The following is a 24,242-nucleotide window of genomic DNA, read 5'->3' on the forward strand; positions in this document are numbered from 1 at the left end:
TGATGGCGCTTTTTTGTGATATCCGGACTTTAAGCTATTTGTAAGAATAATAAAGGAACTTTGGCGCCACCGCATAGGAATAAACTCACTGCAATAACCTTCGAAATGCCCAAGTCAGATGTGATTATCTATCAATGCTTTAAATGGTTGTTTTTGTAATTTTTTAAAGGGTTTGGTTACTTGGAATTCTATTCGCTATTTCTTATATTCGTTACAAATCCTTTAACCTTAAATCATAGTTATTATGGCCTGGACCAAACAATCCAAAACCTGCAGGACAGTGTACCTCGTACTGCAAGAAGACCTTGAGCAAATTAGCCAAACGGTCGAATTCGAGCCCGCCGGGGCTTTGACGATGGATCAACTTCAATTTTACAGCACAGCCGCGTCTTCGGGTATTGTCGATGCAGAAGCAAAGATCATTGCAGTTTCGTACGATCGCATCCTGGTGAATTCCTATCGTCGCTCTTATAAGGCAACCTTCGATCAGCAAAGCGCTGTCGCGGCACTGGTTGAAATATTAAAAGATAAGGAAAAAACAGTTGAAGATTTATCTGATACCACAGGTCAGATTTACGCGGAAAGGAGGACAGCTTAATGAAAAGTTCAAAAAGCTATCTCTGGGTAATTTTTCTGATGATGGCGTTACAATTCGCCCATGCACAAGACAGCACCAGTCTTTCTGCTAACGACTTCCGTAAGAAATTAAAGGAGGTTATCAATAATCCGGATCTGTATAATGACGCGTTTGCAAAATTGCGTTCTGCGCTTGTCAATAAGAATAATTTTCTAAATGACTTCGATCTGAAGTTTAAGACATTTCAGACGGAAGGTTTGCCGCCATCTTTGGGATTTGAATATAAATATGATAACAGCTGGACCAAAGTTTCGAAAGAGGCGAAGTTCGCAAGGACCTTCAGTATCGATCTGAACGGCAACGTGGCCTTCAAGCACGAGCATAATCCAAACGATTTTCTTGAATCGAAGGCCAATTACAGTTTCGATTGGTTCGTTGGCGGACATATAGATAAAAATACAAATGCAGACGTAGATAGCCTGGAATTAATTGACTCGTTAATTATTGAGAACCAGGGTAAACCGGCGGAAGCCGTATTGCGCGAGAAACGGCGGGAGTATGTCTCTATGTCCAATATGTTTTACCTGGGCCTTAACGCTAAAGCTTCTTATGAGAGTAACCAGACATTTACACAGCAGCAATTCGCACCTGGCTTGCTTGTAAATTTAGGATTCAAGGCGTGGGACCGCCACAGCGATGCTCGTTGGTTGAATATTCCTGACTATCCGTTCGCACTTCTGCGGTTAATAACAGGCAGCTCAAAGGATTTCATGCCATCGAGGGCTTCATTTCCATCGGTGCTGTTGGGTATCGACCATGTAATTCCAACTGATGATGCTTTACGAAAAGCGGTTCTAACAGATATGAAAGCCTTCGAACGCTTTCGGTTCGAAGCGGCATTTAAAACAGAGGCGGCCGTATTAGACAAACAAGTAATCTGGTTCAGCGCGAACTACCGGTGGTTCCGCGAACTGGGTGCATCCAAAGCGATCAGAGAAGCAGACCTCGCGGGCTACAGTTACTTTACCTGTAATCTGGCATCCAGCAATGGTTTCTTTGTAAGCTATACGCATGGACGTTTGCCATTTGATGTAAAAGCGAACAGCACTTATGGCCTTGGGTTCGTCTATAATCTTGGAACCTGGAAATAGCCTGATTCCGAAGAGCTATCAAAAATTCAATAAATACCGATAATGAAGGTAAACGCAGGTATTGGTCTATGTATTACTGAACATTAACTTGTTAACGGACACCAACTTGGAACTACTTGCTGAATAAGGAATCTACGTCTTTTGATAGTTTGAAGACAGTTTTAGAGGATAAAAAGAACAAATCAGCTCTTTTAGCTGATTTGTTCCATATAGTAGCGGGGAGCAGGATCGAACTGCCGACCTTAGGGTTATGAATCCTACGCTCTAACCATCTGAGCTACCCCGCCGGGTTGTTTTTGTTTAGCAAACCAATCAATAGTTTTCTAAACGTTTACGCCTTTGCGTCGTGGGCTGCAAATATACGAAGTGATGTTTTAAAATTCTAATCTTTTTGATTTTTGTTCGAAAGACAGCCACACGACTTTTTTTTAGACAGTTCTAACTGCCCTCAGTAGACGACGCACTGGCAATGCTATAATTTTTAAACCGGAGCAATGCGAATTTTAATGCCGAATCCTCTCTTTATTCTCCTGCTTTAAGTCGTTGTTTTATGTTTTTCAGCCAGCCGGCTTTCTTAAAGGTTTGCAAATACAATAGAAAATACTTTCCTTTAGAAAAAAAGTTTCAATTTTTACTGCCTTCGCGCCTTAATTGCCTAAATGCCAATGCCTGAGAAGAAAAAGTTCCAGTTAGAGTATGAAATCAGATCTTCACCGCGTATTCTTTATAGTTTTATCAGTGAACCTAACGGACTAACACAATGGTTTGCAGATACTGTAACCGTACGCGACCACGTTTATACTTTCACATGGGATGATGAGCAGCAGAAGGCTAAAATGGTGAACTATAAGGAAAATAAGCTGGTGCGGTTTAAATGGTTAGATGATGAGCCGCAGTGCTATTTCGAAATGGAAATACTACAGGACGAACTGACGAACGACGTGGCTTTGTGCATTACCGATTTTGCTTTTGAAGAAGCCATTGCCGAGCGGAAGCAAATATGGGATAACCAGATAGACTACCTTATTAGCGTACTAGGTGCCTGACACCCCATGTATTTTCGCTAATTTTGCATTGTGAAGAAAATACACCTTTTAATTTTAAAGTCTTTCATCCGGCCGTTCATCGTCACGTTCCTCATCGTGATGTTTGTGCTGCTGATGTTGTTCCTTTTCAAGTACATTGACGACCTGATTGGTAAGGGCTTTGAATGGTATATCATCCTTGAACTGATGATGTATGCCTCGGCTACCAACGTGGCTATGGCGTTGCCGCTATCAGTGTTGCTTTCTTCTATCATGACTTACGGCAGCCTCGGCGAAAATTACGAGTTGGTAGCCATTAAATCTGCCGGTATATCCCTGGGCCGCGCGCTTTACCCCATGATCATCCTGGTAACCATATTGGCTATTTCGGCGTTTATCTTTTCAGATTACATGCTACCGGTTGCCAACCTGAAGTATTATTCGTTGTTGTGGGATGCACGGCAGCAGAAGTCGGCATTCCTGATCAAAGAGGGGGTTTTCAATAATAGTTTTCCTGAGTATTCCATCCGCGTAAAGCATAAGGACCCTGACGGGCAAACGCTACACGGTGTCATGATCTATAAGCGCGAGACCGCCGAGAATAATAACAGTGTTCTTTTTGCTAACGAAGGGGTGATGTATCGTACTCCTAACGATAAGTACCTGGTATTGCGCCTGAAAGATGGTATCCGTTATGAAGAAACGGCGGGCAAATCAGGTGTGAGCAGGCAGCAGTTTACCCGTTCGCGCTTTAAAGAGACCGAGCAAAAGTTTGATCTTTCCGGTTTTAAAATGAAACGTACAAGCGAGGGCGAGTTTAAAGGCGCGTTTCAGATGATGAACCTGCGCCAGTTACGGCACTTCCGCGATTCGACGCAGAAACAGCTGGACAGCACGGTGAATATGAATTATAAGCTGGTTGCGCCGTTTTTTAAATACTTTAACTTTTCGCACAAACCTAATCCAAAGCTGAAATACCTGCCCATTACGCGCGATACCTTTAATAAAATGGATTTCTATGTAAAGCAGTCCATATTAAGCAATGCGCTAAGTGAAGCCCGTTCCATCCGAGATCTGAATAAAACCCGTACCGAACGCCTCAAGGACGTGAATAAAGAAGTGCGCAAATCCATCATCGAGTATCAGAAGAAATTTACCCTGTCTGCTGCGTGCCTGGTGCTGTTCTTAATCGGCGCACCGTTGGGGGCCATTATTCGGAAAGGAGGGCTTGGCCTGCCTGTTGTGGTGGCTGTGATCTTCTTCCTAATCTATTACATCATCGGTACTATTGGTGAAAAGTCTGTGAAGGAAGGAAGTTTATCGCCTATGATCGGGATGTGGATAGCCATCGCGGTGCTGACACCGGTAGGTTTGTTTTTATCTTACAAGGCAGCTACAGATTCGGTACTGTTTGATGCAGAGCTTTACAAAAAGTTCTGGGCAAAGCTGTTTAAGCGCAAAATTGCATAAGTGTTGATTTTACACAGGGCAGACGGCATCACTGCAAATTTGAATTACATTTGTACTACTTCTTTTTAGAACACCACCATGTTAAATACCATACCAGAAGCTGTAGAAGCTATCAGAGCCGGCAAAACCATTATTGTTGTTGATGATGAAGATCGTGAAAACGAAGGTGATTTTTTAACCGCAGCGCGTAATGCTACACCCGAGGCAATCAACTTTATGGCGAAGTATGGCCGTGGTTTAATTTGCGCACCGATTACGGCTGAACGTGCGAATGAACTACAGCTTTACCCGATGGTAGATACCAACACCACCTCACACGAAACAAACTTCACCGTTTCTGTAGATTTATTGGGCCACGGTTGTACTACAGGTATTTCTGCTTCTGACAGGTCTAAAACGGTGTTATCACTGATCGATCCGGCTACTACACCGGCAGAATTGGGAAGGCCGGGACATATTTTTCCGCTGATTGCAAAGGATGGCGGCGTATTGCGCCGTGCCGGGCATACCGAGGCAACTATTGATCTGGCCGTGATGGCGGGCATGGAGCCCGCGGGCGTGATCTGCGAGATTATGAACGAGGAAGGGGAGATGGCCCGTTTGCCTGAATTGCTGGAGATGGCAAAGAAGTTTGATATGAAGATCATTTCTATTAAAGATCTGATTGAATATCGACTGAGCCATGAAAGCCTGATAGAAAAGAACGTTACTGTAAAAATGCCAACCGAGTGGGGCGATTTCGAGATGACGGCTTATACCCAGCGCGATACCGGCGAGCATCACCTGGCGTTGGTTAAAGGTACGTGGGAACCAGGCGAGCCAGTTTTGGTTCGCGTACATAGCTCTTGTGTTACAGGTGATATTTTTGGCTCATGCCGTTGCGACTGCGGCCCGCAGTTGCACAAAGCAATGGAAATTATCCAGAAAGAAGGCAAAGGTGTTATTGTTTACATGAACCAGGAAGGACGCGGCATTGGCCTGATCAACAAGTTAAAGGCTTACCAGTTACAGGAGCGTGGTTTTGATACAGTAGAAGCTAACCTGAAACTGGGCTTCAAGATGGATCAGCGCGATTACGGCGTAGGTGCGCAAATACTACGCGATCTGGGTATCTCTAAAATGCGTTTGCTGAGCAACAACCCTAAAAAGCGTGCAGGCTTAATTGGCTATGGCTTAGAAGTTGTTGAAAACCTGCCCATCGAGATTACGCCAAATCCGCACAACGAACATTACCTGAAAACTAAACGTGATAAAATGGATCACGCCATTTTGTTGAATCACTAATCATCCGGATTACTTTTCGTCTTCGGGTTTATCCATCTCGTTATCAGAGGCAGGTGTAGTACCATTAGTGCCCTGATTGTTTTTGCGCCTGCGCGCACCCCCGAAAATATTCTTCAGGAATTCGCCGAAAGTGTCAAAATCGCGCTGGTAGATCAAACCCAATCCGTTTACATATTGCAGGTTCAGGTTATCACTGCTGATGGTGTTCAGGTTGGTACTGTTCAGTACGCGATAAGAATACCGCGCACGTAAACGCCCGTCGGCCCTGATCAGGTAGTTGATCTCAAAGTCTTTGGTATAGTTGTTCAGGTTAGAATTGAACAGGTTTTGAGATGCACCCCCATTAAATAAGTTATTGCTGGTATTTACGCTGTATAAGCTACCGTTAAGCACCAGCCTTTCTTTAAACAAACGTATTGAGGCACTGGCATCACTCGCCGAACGGAAGTTTAAGTCGAAACCCTTAATGTTTGATTGCGCAATCAGGCTGTTCAGTTTGTTGAAAGCAAACTCACTCACAGCATCGGTAGCCGTTTGCCTAACCTGATTAGAAAGATTGTTATTGTTTCCGGTAGAGAATTGCCGGCGTACAATTAAGCTGAGCGCCTGCTGGCTGCGGTTATTATAATCCGTTAAATAAGTGCCGAGGTCGTCTTTAATAGAAGGGTCAGTCGGGAAGGTAAAATCGAAGTCGATGTTAGGGTGTAGCAGTGTTTTGGTCAGCATCAGTTTTGCCTGCACCAACTCCTGCTGGCTGCCGCGCGGTGAAGTAGTGCCCGCCGCCTGATAGAGGTTGTTGATATCTGTCCGAACCTCGTAGATGGCTTCCATGTTAATGTCCGCATTTCCCGGGTCGCCCGTCCAGCGGATTGTTCCGCCCTGGTTCACCGTGAATACCTTACTGATGAAGTTCTGGGCTGTAAATTCAAACTTACCGGACGATATCAGGAAGTCACCGTACATATCAAAGTCGCCCAGGCTATTTATCCTTAGCTTCAGGTTATTGGTTTTACCCCGCCCTTCCAACTGGCCGTAGTCGGTACCTATTTTCACCACTGTTTTCTCATCAGCGGTAAGGTCGAAGTTGAGTGTTACCCCATTAAATGAATTGGTTTTTTGAACAATTTTGGTGGTATCCTTGTGGCTTACAAACCTGATAAAATCATAGTCGCCTGCGGTAGAAGAGGTGTTCAGCGGGATATTGAAAACAGTGCTATCCTGGGTAGCTGCTTTAATATCTATCTGCATGTTATCAATCGGCCCGTTAAACTTAAAAGTTCCGGTAGCGAAGGCTTTACCAAAATACAGACGGTTATCTTTAAAGGTGGTATTTAGTGCCAACAGGTTACGTGCCGTCAGGTTGACATCAATGTTAGGATTGCTAAGATTAGTAAGATCTACTTTACCATTGGCAACGCCCTTGCCGTTTTTATAGTCCGTCAGCGTCATGTCGCTAATCTCAATGATGCTGTTGTTTACCGATAATTTATCGTTGAGGGTATAACGGGTTTTAAGATAATCTACCGTCAGCGCCGTATTATTCAGGGTAATATCACCGTTAAGCGCCGGAGCAGACGGACTGCCCGTTAATTTAAGGTTGGTTGAAATGGTACCTGCAAGATTAGATACTAATCCCTTCAAAAACGGCTGGAAGATCACCGCTTCTGTCTGGTTCATGCGCACGTCAAAATCCAGGTTATCGGTTTCTTTCCCCAAATTGTAAATTCCGCTCAGGTTTAACGTTTCCAAGCCCCGGTTTAGGATGTTGATCTTAACGTTCGCTAACTTGGATTGGTTATTCAGTTCAGATACCACTTTAACGTTACCGATGGTGGTATTATTCATCATCAGGGAATCTATCCCCAAGTTGGCATCTACCCCGGGCGATTTCAATACTGAGTTCAGGATCACATCGCCGTTTACCGTTCCATGCAGTTTTACCCCGGCAGATTTGGTCAACTGGTTTAAAGTCCCCATGCTGAATTTATCAAATTCCACCTTTAGCTGGTCAGCCGGATTCGCGGATATAAATCCGTTGATCCTTACCTTTTGCTCGCCATTACCCAGTTCAAAGCCCGTTACCTTGGTTTTGCCATCCAGTAAACGGATGCGCACTTGTTCGTTCAAATGCCATTTCTCAGTCTCCAGAATAACGTCTGATGGCAGCAGTTTCAGTTTTGCCGTTGTATCGCGGCCAAATTCTACCAGGCCGTATAGGTCTAACTGGTTGCGCGCTGTTTTGTCCGAAAGCTTAACGTTGAAGTTAAGGCTGTCTTTTTTTAAGAAGTTGGTAACGGTGATATTCTTAATATATAAGCTATCGGTCAGGTCAACTTTGCTTAGGGAAATATTCAGGCCAAGGTATTGATCGTTCGTGCTTTCGTCGATGATGAAATCGTGGAAGATGGTTTTACCGTATTGCGCTGTCTTGATATAGCCGGTAAGCGTAGCGGTTTTAGTAGCCGAATTGAACTGCCCGTTAAAGGTTCCCCTTTCCGGTATTTTCAGATCTGGAAGGAAGATGGCCGTGATCGGATCCAGGTTTTTAAGCTGAAGATTAAAGTTGAAATTCTGAGGCCCCGGTTTAACTATCTTCATTTTTAAAGAAGGAATGTACTTCTTCACAATGGTTTTAAAGTATGAAGGTAGTGTAGCGAGATCATAGCTGCCGCGGATGCTGCCGTCTACCAGGTCTGAACGCAGGCTGATCTCGCGGGTATCGCCGGTACCCTGCGCAGTAAGGTTTACAGAGTCGATCAGGTAGTCATGATGCGGATCTGTAACGCGGATAGGGGATATGGTGATGTTACCCTGCATGTTTTTTAGCGTGCTGCCAGAAATATGCGTTTTAAGCTGCGCGCTGATGGTAATAGTATCTTTCAGGAAATGCAGGTTTCGCAGGTGCGCCTCGGTAATAGAACCATCTGCATGATACACCGGTAAGGCCGGATTAAGATCAATCCCCCCATGCATTTTCATCTTTACGTTACGGTCGTTTATGGCGACATCGCCATCAAGCACATCGCGTAAAAAGCTGCCCTTAACAGCAACATTGCTGTAACGGTAGTTATTGTAATCAATGAAGGCAATTTTTGCATCGCCTTTGATGTTCAGGTTTTTCAGTTCGTCGCCGCTGCCATTAATGTTGGCAACCAGGGTGGTTCTGCCCAGCGAGTTATCGCCCGCTACTGCGCCGATATCAAAATTGGTAAGCGCCACTTTACCAGAATAGCCTGTTACTTTTTTCAGCGTCAGCCTTACATCAGGGTCAATCCGGCCCAGGGCTGTTTTAAACGTACCAAGTATTTTGAAGTCATCCTGCAAACCTTGTAGTTTGCCTTTGAAGTTAATATTGCCGAACTTGCCTAAAAACTCTGGCAACTGATAAGTAGCTTCGCCCACGAACCCGCCCAGGATACGCTCCAGGTCCTTTTTATTGGTGGCGAGTTGGTCGAAGTCGAGATCAAGGACGGTACGCTCCCAATCAGGAAGGCCCTTTAACTTGAAATTGCCTTTCAGATAAGTCGCTTGTCCGCCGGTGATGGTGGCATTCTTAGCGCTCAGGTTATTAACCAGGCCTTTTACACGCCCGTCGATACCAAAATTAAAGCGCGTTTTAGTAAGCGAACTGGTAAAATAGGCAATATCATTAGAGGAGATGCGCGAGTTATGGAAATCGGCGTCCATGTAAACGGCATTCTCGAAGTTGTCAAATTCATCAAAAGATTTGAAACGCATGCGAAGGTAATCTCTCAGCCTCGAATGCGGCGTCACCAGGTAAAAGTGCTGCAGCAGTATCTGGTTAGTATCTATGGTTGCGCTGGCTGCCAGGTTTTTAATATAGAACCCGCTCTTTTCTTTAAACGTCAGCTTGCTGATACGTGCCTTAAAAAGGTGGTCCTTTACATCCACGTTGCGGATACGGGTAGTAAAGTGGTTGACGTCAATATCGTTAAAATTTACCTGGTAAGGTGTTTTTGCCGTTCTCAGGAAGTTTTTGTACCGGAACCGAAGGTCGTTGACGTTAATCCGGTCGAAATTGATAGTCCAGGGTTTGCCCGGTTTGGTGGGCTTATTGTCTCCAGAATTAAAGTAATCGAGGATAAACTGCAGGTTGGTAGTGCTGTCTTTAAGTTTCTTCAGGTAAAAAGAACCGCGGTCCAGTGTAATCTCTTCTAAATTGATGGTACGCTGCGGAATGCTGTTAAAAATAGAAAATCTGCTCAGGTTAACCGTCAGCTTCGGGGTGCGCAGCAGGGTATCATGCTGTTTGTCCAATACGTACAGGTCTTCAAGCACAACAGACGAAAAGGGCTTGATATAAAGGCTCTTGATGTCAATCTTGGTATGCAGTTCGTTACTTAAATACTTGGTGGCTTTTTTAGCCGCCCAGGTTTGAACCGGCTTGTACTGGAATAGGAGCAAGATGATGCTCAGCATCAGGAAGATGATGAGCACGACAGTAATGGTTATTTTGAGTACTTTTTTAATAACTTTGTATTTTTAAAGAATCAGTGCCTGTAATACTCGGAATCGAATCTTCTTGTGATGAAACCTCTGCATCAGTTTGTGCAGACGGTACCATCCTGAGCAATATTATTGCCAATCAGAAAATACATGAAGCCTATGGCGGGGTAGTGCCCGAGCTGGCTTCGCGCGTTCATCAGCAAAATATTATCCCGGCTGTACAGCAGGCTTTATTAAACGCAAAAGTAAGCAAAAATGATATTGATGCGGTAGCTTTTACCAGGGGCCCGGGCCTGCTGGGTTCACTACTTGTAGGTGTATCTTTTGCAAAGGCTTTTGCGCTGGCAAATGATATCCCGCTGATCGATATCAATCATATGCAGGGCCACGTTCTGGCCCACTTTATTGGTGAAGATAAACCCCAGTTCCCCTTCCTTTGTTTGACCGTTTCAGGCGGGCATACACAAATAGTTTTGGTGAAGGATTATTTTGATATGCAGGTAATTGGCCAAACGCAGGACGATGCCGCCGGTGAAGCATTAGATAAAACCAGTAAGATCTTGGGGCTGCCTTACCCAGGTGGACCAATCATTGATAAATATGCGCGCCAGGGTAACCCCAATGCGTTTACTTTCCCAGAACCGCAGATACCGGGTTATGATTTTAGCTTCAGCGGTTTAAAAACAGCAATACTTTATTTTATCCGCGACCAGGAAAAGCTCAACCCCAATTTTAAAGAAGAACACATGGCAGACATTTGTGCTTCGGTAGAAAGAAGAGTGGTAACCATTTTGCTCAACAAACTGAAACGAGCAGCGCTTGACCTGGAGATCAAAACAGTTTCGCTGGCTGGCGGTGTTTCTGCCAACACCGATTTACGACTCGGTTTGCAGCAATTGGCAGACGAGCAGGGCTGGAAGGCTTTTATCCCGAAGTTTGAGTACTGTACCGATAATGCTGCCATGATTGCCATTGCCGGTTATTATAAATACCTGAAAGGCGAATTTGTCGGTCAGCAAGTAGCACCCTTAGCCCGGATGCCATTTTAAGTAAATCAATAACAAAACATGAGCGCAACTTCAATTATATTCTTCCTTTTTTTTGCACTTCCCCTGGTGGCTTTTCTGTTCTGGCTGATGCGGCAGGACAAGGAAAAGGGAAAGTTAGGGATGTTTATCCTGGCGGCCCTTGTAATTCTGGCGGTGGTGTACACCCTGGTTACCTACAGCAAGCATTAATTGCTGTTGTTTAAGGAATCAATTGCGCCGGCGTGACGAACATCACTTTCTGCAGTTCTGTCAATTGTGTATCTTTGCAACTCATTTAACGCTGTTTGCAGCAGCATCGATGATTGTATGACGAAGTATCAGACCCTGTTGTATTATTGTTATTCAACAATAACAGATGCGGAGCAATTTGCCGCAGACCATCTTGAGTTTTGTAAAAGCCTTGGTTTAACCGGGCGTATCATTGTAGCCGACGAGGGCCTTAACGGTACCGTATCGGGTACTGCGGAAGCATGTAAGGCCTACATGGATGCGGTACATGCCGACGAGCGTTTCGCAAAGACCGACTTTAAGATTGACGACGTAGACCAGCCTTCATTTGTAAAGATGCATGTGCGCTACAAGAGTGAGATCGTCCACTCCGGCCTGCGCGATCCGAATGTGATCAACCCGCAGATCCAAACCGGGAAACACCTGGAGCCAAAGGATTTTATGGAAATGAAAGACCGCGACGACGTGGTAATCCTGGATGTGCGCTCCAATTACGAACATTCGCTTGGCCGCTTCAAAAATGCGGTGACGCTGGACATCGAAAACTTCCGCGACTTCCCATCAAAGATTAATGAACTGGCAAAGTATAAAGATAAAAAGATCCTGACTTACTGCACAGGTGGTATCAAATGCGAAAAGGCTTCGGCTTTGTTATTGCACGAAGGTTTTAAAGATGTATACCAATTGCATGGCGGTATTATTAAATATGGCAAAGAAGCCGGCGGTAAAGATTTCGAAGGTAAATGTTACGTGTTTGATAACCGTTTGGCGGTAGAGGTAAACCACGTAAACCCGGTAACCATTTCTACTTGCTATAACTGCGGTAAGCAGACCGATAAAATGATCAACTGCGCTAACCCCGAGTGTAATGAGCACTTTACCCAATGCGACGAATGTGGCTGGCAAATGGATGGTTGCTGTAGCGACGCTTGTAAAGAACATCCGCGCAAGCGCGTGTACGACGGAACGGGTTATTATGTAAAAGTACCGCAACCGGTAAACGTAAGTAAAAAGAGTAAAGTACAACTGGCTGAATAAGCTGTTGTTAAAGATAAATCGGAAAGGAGCATCAAAAGTGCTCCTTTTTTGTTTGCCTGCCTGATGCCTTAAGCAACCTATTTGGGTGCAACAATAAAAATCTTAACAAAAAATAGTACACTTGTATATCGCTGCAGGGCCGGAAGATTAGGCCAAAGGCGTATAAACCGAACATCTTCTAAATTTATGAAACACTACAAACTGGCTATTTTGGCCCTAATGATCTGTCTGCTGCAGTCATTTGTATCGCTGGCGCAGGATCTGTCTAAATTTGATAAAGGGCTTTACGTTAATAAAAAAGACACACTGGCCTACCGTATCCTGATGCCGCAAAACTTTGATCCCACAAAGAAATATCCTTTAGTACTGGTGCTGCATGGTTCTGGCGAGAGAGGGAAGGATAACGAAGCGCAATTAAAATTCGGGCCGAAACTATTCCTGAACGATACCATCCGCCAGCGCTACCCCGCGATTGTGGTATTTCCGCAATGCCCCGACAATAGTTTTTGGTCGAACACGGAATTTAAAAGAGACTCTGTAAACAACAAGACTATTTTTGATTTCAAAGAAGGCGGAGAGCCCACCAAAGCCATGCATGCCTTGCTGGGCTTGATTGACCAGTTAAGAGATAAGCCTTATGTTGATCATGACCGGATTTACGTTGGTGGCCTTTCTATGGGTGGTATGGGTACATTCGAGTTGCTGAGAAGAAAGCCAAAATATTTTGCTGCGGCTTTCCCTATCTGCGGTGGCGACAATACCGTTAACGCTAAGAAATACGCCAGGAAAGTACCGGTTTGGATCTTCCACGGTGCAAAGGATAACGTAGTACCGCCAGACCATTCTATCGTGATGGTGGAAGCTATTAAAGCTGCCGGAGGGACACCCAAGTTTACCCTTTATCCCAACGACGGGCACAATAGCTGGGACGATGCTTTTGCCGAACCGCAATTAGTCCCCTGGTTGTTTAGCAATGTGAAGAAATAATTGAAGGCACGCTGTAAAGCGTGCTTTTTTTATGACTGAACTAAAAGCTTTTACAATAATCGAAAATTCTCTCATTGGGAGAGTTCAGCATTCAATTACCCCTTCCTCCTCCTTCCCTTGGGGAAGGAATCGCACTGCCCTATGCTTTTATTGTAAAACCGGATGGATCGGTAATTTACAATGAAAGTAATTCCATGACAAGTGACAGAATGCCCAGTGAATAATGACTATTAACTAATGACCAATGACAGAATGATCATTGACCAACTTACTGTTTGGGTTTGAAGCGCGGTTTAAAGCCGATTTTAGGAGGGGTTGATGTTGGCTTTTCCTCTTCTTTAAGTGGGGCTTCTTTGGTAAAAGGCTTCAGGTCTTCCACACCTTCTTCGGGAGTTAATTTCCGGTTCAGGCGTTCCGGGCTGCCAAACTCTTCCTGCGCTGCTTCCTTCTCTTTTTGGAAATCAGGTTTAGTTGCGCTAACGTCCGCATCCGGATTTGCCTTTCGCGCTTCGTCTTGTGCTGCGGCCGCTTCATTCACTTCGGGCGTCATCGTCGCGCTTTGCCGCTGATCGAGCTCTGCTGGTGGAACGTTCGACGGTATTTGTTTAGTTACTCCGGGTTTAAACCGGGGCTTAAATCCTTTTGGCGGCTCTGGTGCAGTACCTGTACGCTTATCTTCTGCTTTAGGCTGCCCAGGCTCGGCAGCAGCATCCGGTTCATTACTTTCTTCAGGCTTGCTTTCTAAGATAGACGGGGCAGGTTTGGTTACGCCTGCTTTAAACCGTGGCGTAAAACCAGGCTTAGCAGTTGGTGGTGTAGGTTGCGCTGATTTTGTTTCAGCAGTAGCTTGCACTTCAGCGGTTTGACTATCGGTTTTTTCTTCGTTGGCAGAGTATGCAGGTTTCGTAACTCCCGCTTTAAACCTTGGCGTAAAGCCAGGTTTGGCAGCAGGAGGGGTAACGGTTGTTTCTTTGCTTTCTACCGATGGTTCTTCTGCGGTTTTCTCTGGTTCTGCTGCTGGCTTAGTTGTTGCAGCACCTGCACGAAAGCGCGGTGTAAAGCCTGTTTTTGGCGCCTCTACCGGTTTAGGCGCAGGCTCCGCAAGCGACTCTGTAATGGCTTGCTCTGCCAATTTATTCTCCATCACCACCTTTTCTGCTTTTACTTCTGGCGGGAGGGGATAGAGCCGGCGCAATTTATTGAACCAGTATTTTTTGGTATGGTCGAAGCTTTTTTCGCCCATTAATTCGTAGTGCTCTTTAAATTCAGCAAAAAGAACACCTTCTGCATTTTGTAAAGCAGGAAGGTTAATCTTTTTCTTTTTAAAAAACTTTTCGAAAGTCATACGCAGCTTAACTAATCGACAAATTAAAGTCGAGTTTGTTCCAGTGAATCCCGCCTGAAGTAGCCGTCCAGTCGTTTCGTTCCTCTTCAGAAGCGTCCTTCAGCTTGGGAAAAAATGCCAACGGGAAAACCTGTTGTTTGCCACCAGCCTGTTCTACCAATAGCATATCATTCTGGAAGGTAACCTTCAGGTGCTGTTGTTGCTTACGTGAGGTGAAGAGAGGCATGGTGGGGGATTTCGGATTTTTGATTTTGTCCTGCAACAAGCTCAGCGTATCGTGTCACCCTGAGCTCGTCGAAGGGTTATTAAACAGTATAAGATGTGCTTCGACAAGCTCAGCATGACAGCTTTTACTATTAACCTTTAGTCGCGAGGCCTTATAATCCTGTTTGACTGCATCTGCGAAGTCTTGATTCTTGTCTCTTGGTTCTTGCTTCTAAAACTTACTCAGCCATGTTATGATAAACCGCCTGAACGTCATCGTCCTCTTCCAGTTTATCAATCAGCTTTAAGGCGTCAGCAGCTTGTTCTTCAGTGACATCAACAGTCGAAAGCGGGATGCGTTCCAGCTTAGCCGATTTTACTTCAATACCTTGTTCTTCCAGCGCTTTCTGCATTTTACCAAAATCTTCAAAAGCGGCGTGAAGCACGGCAACATCGTTGCCTTCTTCGTCGCTTTCTACAAAGAGGTCTTCCAATCCGGCGTCGATCAGTTCAAATTCCAGTTCTTCCAGGTCGCGATCTTTTGGGTCGAAACGGAAGATCGATTTACGGCTGAAGATGAAATCAAGCGAACCTGTTTTGCCTAATGTGCCGCCGACTTTGGTAAAATAGCTGCGCACGTTGGCAACGGTACGGTTGGTATTATCAGTTGCGGTTTCAACCAAAATGGCTACGCCATGTGGCGCATAACCTTCGTATACAATTTCTTCGTAGTCTTTCTCGTCCTTGCTTGATGCTCGTTTGATGGCCGCTTCAACACGGTCCTTCGGCATGTTTACGGCCTTGGCGTTCTGCATAGCCGTGCGCAGGCGCGAGTTGGTTTCGGGGTGCGGACCTCCGTCTTTTACGGCCATCACAATTTCTTTCCCTAAGCGGGTGAATTGTACGGCCATTTTAGCCCAGCGTTTAAATTTTCTTTCCTTGCGGAACTCAAATGCTCTTCCCATTTTAAATATGATGATTTCATGCAGGCAAGCGTATTGCCCGCTACTTAATAATTAAGCCGCTAATTTCATCATTTTGAATGAAATTAGCCAATCAAACCTTAACGGATTCCGCAAGTTCTGTTTTGAGGTTGGTAAGCATGGTTTCCACCATTTTCGGAAGATCATATTCCAACTGCCAGCCCCAGTCTTTTTGCGCCTGGCTGTCATCTATAGATTTTGGCCAGCTGTCTGCAATAGCCTGCCGCGGGTCATGATCTGCGTAATCGATTGTAAAATCAGGGATGTGCTTTTTTATTTCTGCGGCCAGTTGTTCAGGGTCGAAGCTGATACCGCCAAGGTTATAGCTGGAGCGTATGCTGATCTGCTCTGCCGGGGCGTCCATCAACGATAATGTTGCGCGGATGGCGTCGTCCATATACATCATCGGCAGGGCGGTATGTACAGAAAGGAAACTTGTATAGCTTTTATTCTTTAACGCCTCGTGGAAGATATGCACGGCATAGTCGGTAGTGCCGCCGCCGGGTGCAGCTTTCCAACTGATCAGTCCGGGGTAACGGATACTGCGAACGTCTAAGCCATGTTTATGGTAATAATACTCGCACCAGCGTTCACCGGCAAGCTTACTGAAGCCATAGACTGTATTCGGATCCATTACGCAGTACTGAGGGGTATCTTGCTTTGGCGAATTAGGGCCAAATACCGCGATAGAACTAGGCCAGAAAACTTTTGAAACGTTGAATTCAACAGCCAGGTCGAGCACGTGGATCAAGCCGTTCATGTTCAGGTCCCACGCCAGCTTCGGCTTTTGTTCGCCAACTGCCGATAAAATAGCGGCTAACAGGTAGACCTGCGTAGGACGGTGTTTCTGGAAAATGTGGTGGAGATTGTCCTGATCAAGGACATTAGCAAATTCAAACGGCCCCCCGTTACGAATTGCGTAACCGGGATTATTTATGTCTGAAGCTATAACTTGCGCAGCACCGTAAATGCCGCGCAGTGCAACAACCAGTTCTGTACCGATCTGGCCGTTGGCGCCGATTACCAAAATCTTTTCGCTCATGCGTATGTTACTGGTGCAAAGTTAGAAATTTGTAGTAAAAACAATAGTTTGTTTTTTTACTTCTGGCAGGATATGGTCTTGTAAGAAAGAATGGCAATTGACTCGCTGGTCCTCCAGATCTTGCTTTAACTTCCCTCTTATTTGGAGAGAATTAAGGAGAGTTTCAATATGCCCTATTTTTAAAAATCTTCTCAACAGAAAGCCTCTGCCTCGCGGTAAACTGTTATTGCTTATCTTTGTAACTATAAAATGGTTTCTATGAATGCTGATGCTATTAAAGGGCTGCCGGGACGTTACTGTAATTCGCTGACAGATTATTCGCGTTTTATTACCCGCGAGGTAAATATTGGCGATGTGCCGCTTGGGGGGCATAATCCTATCCGCATTCAAAGCATGACCACTACCGACACCATGGATACCCTGGCGACGGTAGAACAATCTATCCGGATGATTGAAGCCGGATGTGAATATATCCGCATCACTGCGCCAAGCATTAAGGAAGCGCAAAACCTGGCAAATATCAAAGCCGAGCTGCGCCGTAGGGGCTATGCTGCGCCATTAGTGGCGGATATCCACTTTACACCTAATGCCGCAGAAATTGCTGCGCGGATTGTGGAAAAGGTTCGTATCAATCCCGGTAATTACGCTGATAAAAAGCGCTTCGACGAGCTGGAATATACCGACGCTGAATATCAGGGCGAACTGGATCGTATTTTTCAGAAGTTTTCGCCCCTGGTGAAAATTTGTAAAGAATACGGCACCGCCATGCGTATCGGCACCAATCATGGCTCGCTAAGCGACCGGATCATGAGCCGTTACGGCGATACGCCGCAGGGCATGGTCGAATCGGCGATGGAGTTCATTAGGATGTGCGAGGCGTTGAATTACCATAACCTGGTGATCTCTATGAAATCCAGCAATCCACAGGTGATGGTACAAGCCTACCGCCTGCTGGTAGAAACGATGGTGGGCGAGGGGATGAACTATCCTTTGCACCTGGGCGTAACAGAAGCCGGTGATGGCGAGGATGGCCGGATTAAATCTGCCGTAGGTATCGGTACTTTACTGGAAGATGGCCTGGGTGATACTGTCCGCGTTTCTTTAACCGAAGAGCCTGAAGCCGAAGCGCCGGTAGCGAAGGCCTTAGTAGATAGGTATAGTGAGCGTAATAAGAATCAGGAATCAAGAATCAAGAACCAGGAGGAAGGCCCCTCTCTAAATCTCTCCCCGGTAGGGAGAGACTTTGAAGACGCCTCTGTCACCTCGCACCTCGCACCTCAATATAACCCTTACGAATACCAAAAACGCGAAACCTATGAGGCTAATGCGTTCATTGGCGGGCATATGGTTCCGCGCGTGGTGCTTGATCTCTCGCGCGAGAACCTGAAAGATCCTGCCGTGCTGGCTGCTGCAGGTTATTTGTATTCGCCCATACTGGATAAATATAACATGGCCGATCAATCGGTAGACTTTGTTTACCTGGCCGACCAGCTACCTTCGTTCAATTTTCCGGGAAATTTGAAGCAGCTTTATAACTACAGTACCTGGAAAGCTTTAGCTAATAAAACACTCTGCCACCCTGTATTTACCTTGCAGGAATATGCAGATCCATCCGCAGACAGAACATCGCCATTAAATCTGGTACGGGTGGCGAATGCCGATCTGGATACTGATCTTTTTGCTGAATTACCGATGGATCAAACTTTGGTATTCGTATTAGAAACGAATGAAGCACACGGCATGGCCGATCAGCGCCAATTCTTTTTCAAACTACAGGAATTCGGGCTGGATGTACCGGTGATTATCAAGAGGAGTTACTCTTTTAAGAGTCAAGAAGCAAGAGACGAGAATCAAGGCGCAATTAGTCCGCAAGTCAGTAAGTCCGCAAGTCAGCAAGTGAAAGTCCTCCCTATTGGGGAGGATTTAGGTGGGGTCGCCCTCATCACTCAACTACAACTATACGCCGCTACAGATATGGGAGCTTTGCTGGTTGATGGCTACGGAGATGGTGTTTGGATAGATGCACCGCAATTACCAGCTTCAATAATTACCTCTACAGCATTTGGTATTCTGCAGGCTACGCGTTCACGTATTTCTAAAACTGAATATATTTCTTGCCCAAGCTGCGGCCGTACATTGTTTGATTTGCAGGAAACCACGCAGATGATCCGAAGCCGTACCAGCCACCTGAAAGGGCTGAAGATTGGTATTATGGGGTGCATTGTAAATGGCCCCGGTGAAATGGCCGATGCTGACTATGGTTATGTGGGTGCAGGTCCGGGAAAAATTACGTTGTACAGGGGTAAGGAAGTGGTAAAGAAAAATGTAAACACTGCTAATGCACTCGATGAACTGATCGGTATTATCCGAGAGGATGGTAACTGGATAGAACCTGCTATATAGGTTATTGTACTTTTATTTTAAGCAATACTATTTATAGCAGGGAGGTTTATGAGCGCCGGTGATAGCTACGTTATTCACACGTGTTCATTTCTTTGTGTTCATGAGATCGCTGCGCTAAGTTCTTTTAGCCGTTAAAAGAAAGTAGCCAAAGAAAACCTCGTCGCTGGCACCGCAGTCTATGTACCTGTTCTGCCACTGCTGTATAGACCGGGGAGATAGGTAACAGGAGAGAGGGGCTTTAAAGTCCTCCCTAGTGGGGAGGATTTAGGTGGGGCTTGCAGAACAGCTATCGTTGTCGTCGGTTCTGGCTCGCTTGAGCGAAAGATAAGTGCGACAAAAAAGCATATTGTCGGATAGGCATTTTACGCCACTTTGTTGCTATGACAAAGTGGCTATAGCAAAAGTACGATTAAAGCTGGTGTCTTTTAATAAAACCGGAACACGCCTCGCGCCTGCTCCGGTTAACGTTTAAAACAAAACAAAATCTTTAGCGCTACTTATCTTTAACGGCAACCACAGTGAGTGCTTCAGTATTTTTCAACCGTCGTTGGTTTTGAACCAGCAGGCTGTCCAGCATGATGTTTAGTGTCTTCTGCACTTTTTTCCGGCGTACGTTTAGTGGTTTGTAAGCAATCATTTCTTTGATCAGGTTCAGGCTGTCGTCGTAAAACTTAACGGTGTTAACGCCTGGCTTTACATTGCTTTCAATCACCCAAGTCGCTTTGGTTTGGGCGTTAACGTTTGTATGGTTGAATAGTGCGCCGATGATCAGGGCAGTGGTAAATAATAGCTTTTTCATGTGATTCGAGTTTTAATTCATTTCGAAAATATCCCGAAACAGATACCTTTAAAATCATTAATGCTGTAAAGCAGACATCGCACTACAAACGGCTGATCTAAACTGATGAAGTACGTTAGCCTATAGATATGTGCGTTTCGATCCCGCTCAAATGTTATCCGTCTACACTATCCGGTCGTTAGTCGACAATTAAACGGATTCAATTCTTCGTCGTGAAAGATGTCGTAAATTGCCTTATGGGAAATTCTAAACAGCTGACATTGTGGGGTGTTAGCTTAAGCAGAATAGCGCTGCACGTACTGTTCTGGATTATTGCTTACCTGTTGTTTACCAGCCTTTATGCGCTGCAAATAAAGTATTCTACTTCGCTAAGAAATAACCTGTTTTATGTGCCGCTGCATATCGTTTACTTCTATGCATTGGCTTATTGGCTTGTCCCGAAATTTGTATTCACCGGTAAGTACGTAAAGTTCGTATTTGCATTGTTGCTGCTGATGTTTGTGATAACGCTCGTCAGCCGTTTGGTGGGTATTTACATCGCCAATCCTTATATACTCGAGGTAGAAAAGCCAGATAACTGGGATTTTATCTACGAAAGTAAGAAGCCGCTGATCCGGCAGTTGCTAAATCCGGTTCCTTTTGCAAATGCCTGGAAGGCTACTAACATGATAGTGTGGGCGGCCATCGGTATAAAAATGTTCAAGTTGTTCTACGAGCGCAAACAAGCTGCGCTGCAGGCCGAACTTAATGCACTGAAAGGACAGGTGCATCCTCATTTTTTATTTAATACGCTGAATAACCTGTATGCGCTTACTTTAAATAACTCGCACAAATCGTCAGAAGTGGTGATGGGGCTTTCAGAAATTTTGCGGTATATGCTTTACGAGTGCAATACAGACCTGGTGCCGTTGAAGCAGGAAGTAAGGGTGCTGGAGCAATACATCAGCCTGGAGAAGATCCGGTACGAGGAGCGGCTGGATGTGAATTTCACGATTGAGGGCAACTTGGATGATCTGCTGATTGCCCCGCTGATAATGCTTCCTTTTGTAGAGAACGCATTTAAGCATGGCGTAAGCGAACAGACGGGCGATGCGTGGATCAATATCAATTTGGCGATAAGTGGTAACGTTTTAAAATTTAAGGTGTCTAATAGTAAACCGCAGCAGGTTAGGAAGGATCAAGAAAAACATTACGGCAATATCGGTTTGCAAAACGTAAAGAAAAGACTTGAGTTGCTTTATCCATCCGGCTATCAGTTGCGGATTTTTGACGATAACGAGGATGCATACCTTGTTGTACTGGAATTAACATTAGTGCCGGGAACGGTTAACCTTAAACAAGCGCAATTGATCGGGTATGAAAATACGTACGTTGGTAGTTGATGACGAGCCACATGCCATTGAGGTGATTGAAAAGTACTTACTGAACTTTAACCAGGTAGAGATAGTTGCCAAATGCCCCGATGCTATCCAGGCTTTTCAAATACTACAGCAGAAAACGATCGACCTGATATTTCTCGACATTAAGATGCCCGGCATCAACGGGACTGACTTCCTGAAAAGTCTGAAGAACCCGCCTAACGTAATTTTTACTACCGCTTATAGTGAATATGCCCTGGAAGGTTTTGAATTAAATGCAGTAGACTACCTGTTAAAGCCGGTTTCTTTTGACCGCTTTATGAGAGCGATGGATAAAGTGTACCAATTATATGACCGTAAAACCACCCTCGCACTGACACACGATCTACCCATTGGAGATGCGGAATCCTACTTATACTTGAAGGTAGAACGCAAAATCATTAAGATCAATATTAATGATATCCTATGGATAGAAAGTTTAAGGGATTACATTAAGGTAGTGGTTGAAAACCAGGTGTACATCAGTAAACAGAAAATTAGTTTCCTGGAAGAAATGCTGCCCGAACGGAAATTTGTACGCATTCACCGATCATTCATTGTAGCGCTAAACAAAATAGCATCTTTTTATTCTGCAAGTGTGGAAGTAAGCGGGCACGAGTTACCTATTGGTCGCTTGTACAAACAGGATGTGCAGAAGCGGTTGAAAATGGAAAATTTTCATTTCAGTTAACTAGTTCCACTATTTAGTAATTCACCCTGCTTAGTTTACCCTTTCTTTAAATATTAAAAACCTGAGCCATTTTAACAGGTTTAAACATATAAACTGATAACTTACTTATGGCTCAGAACGTTGCAGAACAACTGGTAGAGATGTTAATCCAGGCCGGTGTTAAAAGAATATATGCCGTAACCGGCGATAGTTTGAATGAAGTAAATGATGCGGTACGCCGTAGTGACAACCGGATACAGTGGGTACACGTGCGCCATGAAGAAGCGGGTGCTTATGCGGCCGCGGCAGAAGCCGAACTAAATGGCATTGCCTGTTGTGCAGGCAGTAGCGGGCCCGGACACGTCCACCTGATCAACGGCTTGTACGACGCCCACCGTTCTGGCGCACCCGTGATTGCCATTGCCAGTACCTGCGCAACCTGGGAATTCGGCACCGAGTATTTCCAGGAAACCAATACTATTAAGCTTTTTGATGATTGCAGCCACTATAACCAGATTGCCACCACACCAAAGCAACTGCCGCGGATGCTACAGGCGGCTATTCAGAATGCCATCACCAAAAAGGGAGTGAGCGTGCTTGGCCTACCGGGCGACCTGACCAAGATGGATGCGGACGAAGGTCCGACTTCGACCATTAATTATATTACCACGCCTGTTATCCGCCCGCAGGACGATGAACTGCAACGCTTAGCACAACTGATCAATGAGCATGAAAAGGTGACCATTTTCTGCGGTATAGGCGCTGCTGAGGCACATGACGAAGTGGTAGCGCTTTCGAAAAAAATAAATGCGCCCGTAGGCTATTCGTTCCGCGGTAAAATGGGTATTCAATACGATAACCCGAACGAGGTGGGCATGACCGGCTTACTTGGTTTGCCATCCGGCTATCACGCCATGCACGAAGCAGACCTGCTGGTAATGCTGGGTACCGACTTTCCTTATGAGCAATTCATGCCCACCAAGTGCAAAATTGTACAGGTAGATACTAAGGCTGAACGCATTGGCCGTCGCGCCAAGATAGATATGGGTTTATGCGGCGATATTAAGAATACCCTTGCAGCGCTCTTACCGATGATAGATCAGAAAACAGACGATGATTTCCTGCAATCGCAGTTGAAGTTTTACGGCGAGGTAAAAGACCGCATGAAGGCTTACCTGGAAGACCCCGGTCGCGAAGATTTTATTCACCCGGAATACGTAGCCGCCACGATAGATAAACTTGCTGCACACGATGCTATCTTCACCGTAGATACAGGTATGTGCTGCGTTTGGGGGGCACGGTACATACATGCTACCGGGCAGCGCAAAATGCTTGGGTCATTTAACCACGGTTCTATGGCTAATGCGATGCCGCAGGCCATTGGTGCGGCTTTAGCTTGCCCGGGCCGTCAGGTGATCGCCTTTGCGGGAGATGGCGGCATTTCTATGCTCCTTGGCGATCTGGCAACTATTGCGCAATATAAGTTGCCTGTAAAGATTGTGATCTTTAACAACCGCTCTTTGGGTATGGTGAAGCTGGAGATGCAGGTAGCCGGTATGCCCGACTGGCAAACTGATATGCAGAACCCGGATTTTGCTTTGATCGCGCAAGCGATGGGTATCAGGGGAATTACGGTTACTGAGCCAGATAAGGTTGAACAGTCGCTGAAGGAGGCCTTTATGCACGATGGTCCGGTTCTTTTAAATGTGATGACAGACCCTAACGCGCTGGCTATGCCGCCAAAAGTAGAGTTTGAGCAGGTAAAGGGAATGGCCTTATCCATGAGCAAACTGATTTTAGATGGTAATATGGGCGAAGTCTGGGATACCATTAAAGCAAACTATAAACACATCCGCGAGGTGTTGTAAAGGCTGTGGAAGTATCCTTTCGAATTCCCCTTTCAGAGGGGTTAGGGGTGTGCCCTTATAATCGGAAAAGAGACACGAGGTATCGTGTCTCTACAGAAAATGCAAGCTATTACTTTAGCGGTCACTCGCTACAAGTGGCTGTTGCACAACTACGTTAATACGCGGGGGATATAAAACTTTTCGGACTTTGATTGCCATATGACTACTGTATTTGTGATGAAGCAGATAGTTTCTCTATAGCGACTTATTACTACT

Annotated in this window: 19 protein-coding genes and 1 tRNA gene; 13 read left to right on the forward strand and 7 right to left on the reverse strand. The window is 45.4% G+C overall.

Features of this window, described 5'->3' with window-relative positions; genetic code table 11:
• Window positions 1-244: 244 nt before the first annotated feature.
• Window positions 245-598 carry a hypothetical protein gene (locus tag MUY27_RS20015; RefSeq protein ID WP_245133176.1) on the forward strand — a complete coding sequence of 118 codons (354 nt, stop codon included), beginning with the start codon at window positions 245-247 and terminating at the stop codon, window positions 596-598.
• A complete protein-coding gene (locus MUY27_RS20020) occupies window positions 598-1,728 on the forward strand; it encodes a hypothetical protein (RefSeq protein WP_245133177.1) in 1,131 nt (376 codons plus the stop codon). The genes MUY27_RS20015 and MUY27_RS20020 overlap by 1 nt, the downstream gene beginning before the upstream one ends.
• 213 nt (window positions 1,729-1,941) lie before the next feature.
• On the opposite strand, the gene MUY27_RS20025 is transcribed toward MUY27_RS20020, so the two are convergent.
• A tRNA-Met gene (locus MUY27_RS20025) sits at window positions 1,942-2,015 on the reverse strand.
• Between the two features lie 378 nt (window positions 2,016-2,393).
• Between MUY27_RS20025 and MUY27_RS20030 the strand changes: the two genes are divergently transcribed.
• The 3 genes from MUY27_RS20030 to MUY27_RS20040 all read left to right on the forward strand — a co-directional run bounded on the left by MUY27_RS20030 (window position 2,394) and on the right by MUY27_RS20040 (window position 5,507).
• Window positions 2,394-2,774, forward strand: a complete 381-nt coding sequence (locus MUY27_RS20030) for an START-like domain-containing protein (RefSeq protein WP_245133180.1) — start codon at window positions 2,394-2,396, stop codon at window positions 2,772-2,774.
• Between the two features lie 30 nt (window positions 2,775-2,804).
• Window positions 2,805-4,223 carry an LptF/LptG family permease gene (locus MUY27_RS20035; protein WP_245133181.1) on the forward strand — a complete coding sequence of 473 codons (1,419 nt, stop codon included), beginning with the start codon at window positions 2,805-2,807 and terminating at the stop codon, window positions 4,221-4,223.
• Window positions 4,224-4,301: 78 nt separating this feature from the next.
• Complete coding sequence (locus tag MUY27_RS20040) at window positions 4,302-5,507, forward strand: bifunctional 3,4-dihydroxy-2-butanone-4-phosphate synthase/GTP cyclohydrolase II (protein ID WP_245133184.1); 1,206 nt, start codon at window positions 4,302-4,304, stop codon at window positions 5,505-5,507.
• 9 nt (window positions 5,508-5,516) lie between these two features.
• On the opposite strand, the gene MUY27_RS20685 is transcribed toward MUY27_RS20040, so the two are convergent.
• Window positions 5,517-9,965 (reverse strand): translocation/assembly module TamB domain-containing protein, encoded by a 4,449-nt coding sequence (locus MUY27_RS20685; RefSeq protein ID WP_245133186.1) that lies wholly within the window; start codon window positions 9,963-9,965, stop codon window positions 5,517-5,519.
• A gap of 56 nt (window positions 9,966-10,021) precedes the next feature.
• Here MUY27_RS20685 and tsaD point away from each other — a divergent pair, with 56 nt between their 5' ends.
• The 4 genes from tsaD (at window position 10,022) to MUY27_RS20065 (ending at window position 13,276) form a co-directional block, all read left to right on the forward strand.
• Entirely contained in the window at window positions 10,022-11,023 is a 1,002-nt protein-coding gene (gene tsaD / locus MUY27_RS20050) for a tRNA (adenosine(37)-N6)-threonylcarbamoyltransferase complex transferase subunit TsaD (protein WP_245133188.1), read from the forward strand.
• 18 nt (window positions 11,024-11,041) lie between these two features.
• Window positions 11,042-11,212 carry a hypothetical protein gene (locus MUY27_RS20055; RefSeq protein ID WP_245133190.1) on the forward strand — a complete coding sequence of 57 codons (171 nt, stop codon included), beginning with the start codon at window positions 11,042-11,044 and terminating at the stop codon, window positions 11,210-11,212.
• A 117-nt stretch (window positions 11,213-11,329) separates the two neighbouring features.
• Complete coding sequence (gene trhO, locus MUY27_RS20060) at window positions 11,330-12,289, forward strand: oxygen-dependent tRNA uridine(34) hydroxylase TrhO (RefSeq protein WP_245133193.1); 960 nt, start codon at window positions 11,330-11,332, stop codon at window positions 12,287-12,289.
• Window positions 12,290-12,475: 186 nt separating this feature from the next.
• Window positions 12,476-13,276, forward strand: coding sequence for a carboxylesterase family protein (locus MUY27_RS20065; protein WP_245133195.1), 801 nt, complete (start codon window positions 12,476-12,478; stop codon window positions 13,274-13,276).
• Window positions 13,277-13,544: 268 nt separating this feature from the next.
• Here the strand turns inward: MUY27_RS20065 and MUY27_RS20070 are convergent, their stop codons facing one another.
• The 4 genes from MUY27_RS20070 to MUY27_RS20085 all read right to left on the reverse strand — a co-directional run bounded on the left by MUY27_RS20070 (window position 13,545) and on the right by MUY27_RS20085 (window position 16,850).
• A complete protein-coding gene (locus MUY27_RS20070) occupies window positions 13,545-14,621 on the reverse strand; it encodes a prolipoprotein diacylglyceryl transferase (RefSeq protein WP_245133198.1) in 1,077 nt (358 codons plus the stop codon).
• 7 nt (window positions 14,622-14,628) lie between these two features.
• Entirely contained in the window at window positions 14,629-14,847 is a 219-nt protein-coding gene (locus tag MUY27_RS20075) for a DUF2442 domain-containing protein (protein ID WP_245133200.1), read from the reverse strand.
• Between the two features lie 217 nt (window positions 14,848-15,064).
• Complete coding sequence (locus tag MUY27_RS20080) at window positions 15,065-15,790, reverse strand: YebC/PmpR family DNA-binding transcriptional regulator (RefSeq protein WP_245133202.1); 726 nt, start codon at window positions 15,788-15,790, stop codon at window positions 15,065-15,067.
• Between the two features lie 91 nt (window positions 15,791-15,881).
• Window positions 15,882-16,850: an NAD-dependent epimerase/dehydratase family protein gene (locus tag MUY27_RS20085; protein ID WP_245133204.1), complete on the reverse strand. Its 969-nt coding sequence runs from the start codon at window positions 16,848-16,850 to the stop codon at window positions 15,882-15,884.
• A gap of 258 nt (window positions 16,851-17,108) precedes the next feature.
• Between MUY27_RS20085 and ispG the strand changes: the two genes are divergently transcribed.
• Complete coding sequence (gene ispG / locus MUY27_RS20090) at window positions 17,109-19,253, forward strand: (E)-4-hydroxy-3-methylbut-2-enyl-diphosphate synthase (RefSeq protein ID WP_245133206.1); 2,145 nt, start codon at window positions 17,109-17,111, stop codon at window positions 19,251-19,253.
• Window positions 19,254-19,746: 493 nt separating this feature from the next.
• Here ispG and MUY27_RS20095 read toward each other — a convergent pair whose 3' ends face one another.
• Window positions 19,747-20,052: a hypothetical protein gene (locus MUY27_RS20095; protein ID WP_245133208.1), complete on the reverse strand. Its 306-nt coding sequence runs from the start codon at window positions 20,050-20,052 to the stop codon at window positions 19,747-19,749.
• 236 nt (window positions 20,053-20,288) lie between these two features.
• On the opposite strand from MUY27_RS20095, the gene MUY27_RS20100 reads away from it, so the two are divergent.
• The 3 genes from MUY27_RS20100 to MUY27_RS20110 all read left to right on the forward strand — a co-directional run bounded on the left by MUY27_RS20100 (window position 20,289) and on the right by MUY27_RS20110 (window position 23,987).
• Window positions 20,289-21,434 (forward strand): sensor histidine kinase, encoded by a 1,146-nt coding sequence (locus MUY27_RS20100; RefSeq protein ID WP_245133212.1) that lies wholly within the window; start codon window positions 20,289-20,291, stop codon window positions 21,432-21,434.
• Window positions 21,409-22,140 (forward strand): LytR/AlgR family response regulator transcription factor, encoded by a 732-nt coding sequence (locus MUY27_RS20105; RefSeq protein ID WP_245133214.1) that lies wholly within the window; start codon window positions 21,409-21,411, stop codon window positions 22,138-22,140. The genes MUY27_RS20100 and MUY27_RS20105 overlap by 26 nt, the downstream gene beginning before the upstream one ends.
• Before the next feature lie 107 nt (window positions 22,141-22,247).
• Window positions 22,248-23,987: a thiamine pyrophosphate-dependent enzyme gene (locus MUY27_RS20110; RefSeq protein ID WP_245133216.1), complete on the forward strand. Its 1,740-nt coding sequence runs from the start codon at window positions 22,248-22,250 to the stop codon at window positions 23,985-23,987.
• The last annotated feature ends 255 nt before the right edge of the window (window positions 23,988-24,242 follow it).

Source organism: Mucilaginibacter straminoryzae, assembly GCF_022953055.1.
Classification (GTDB): Bacteria; Bacteroidota; Bacteroidia; order Sphingobacteriales; family Sphingobacteriaceae; genus Mucilaginibacter; species Mucilaginibacter straminoryzae.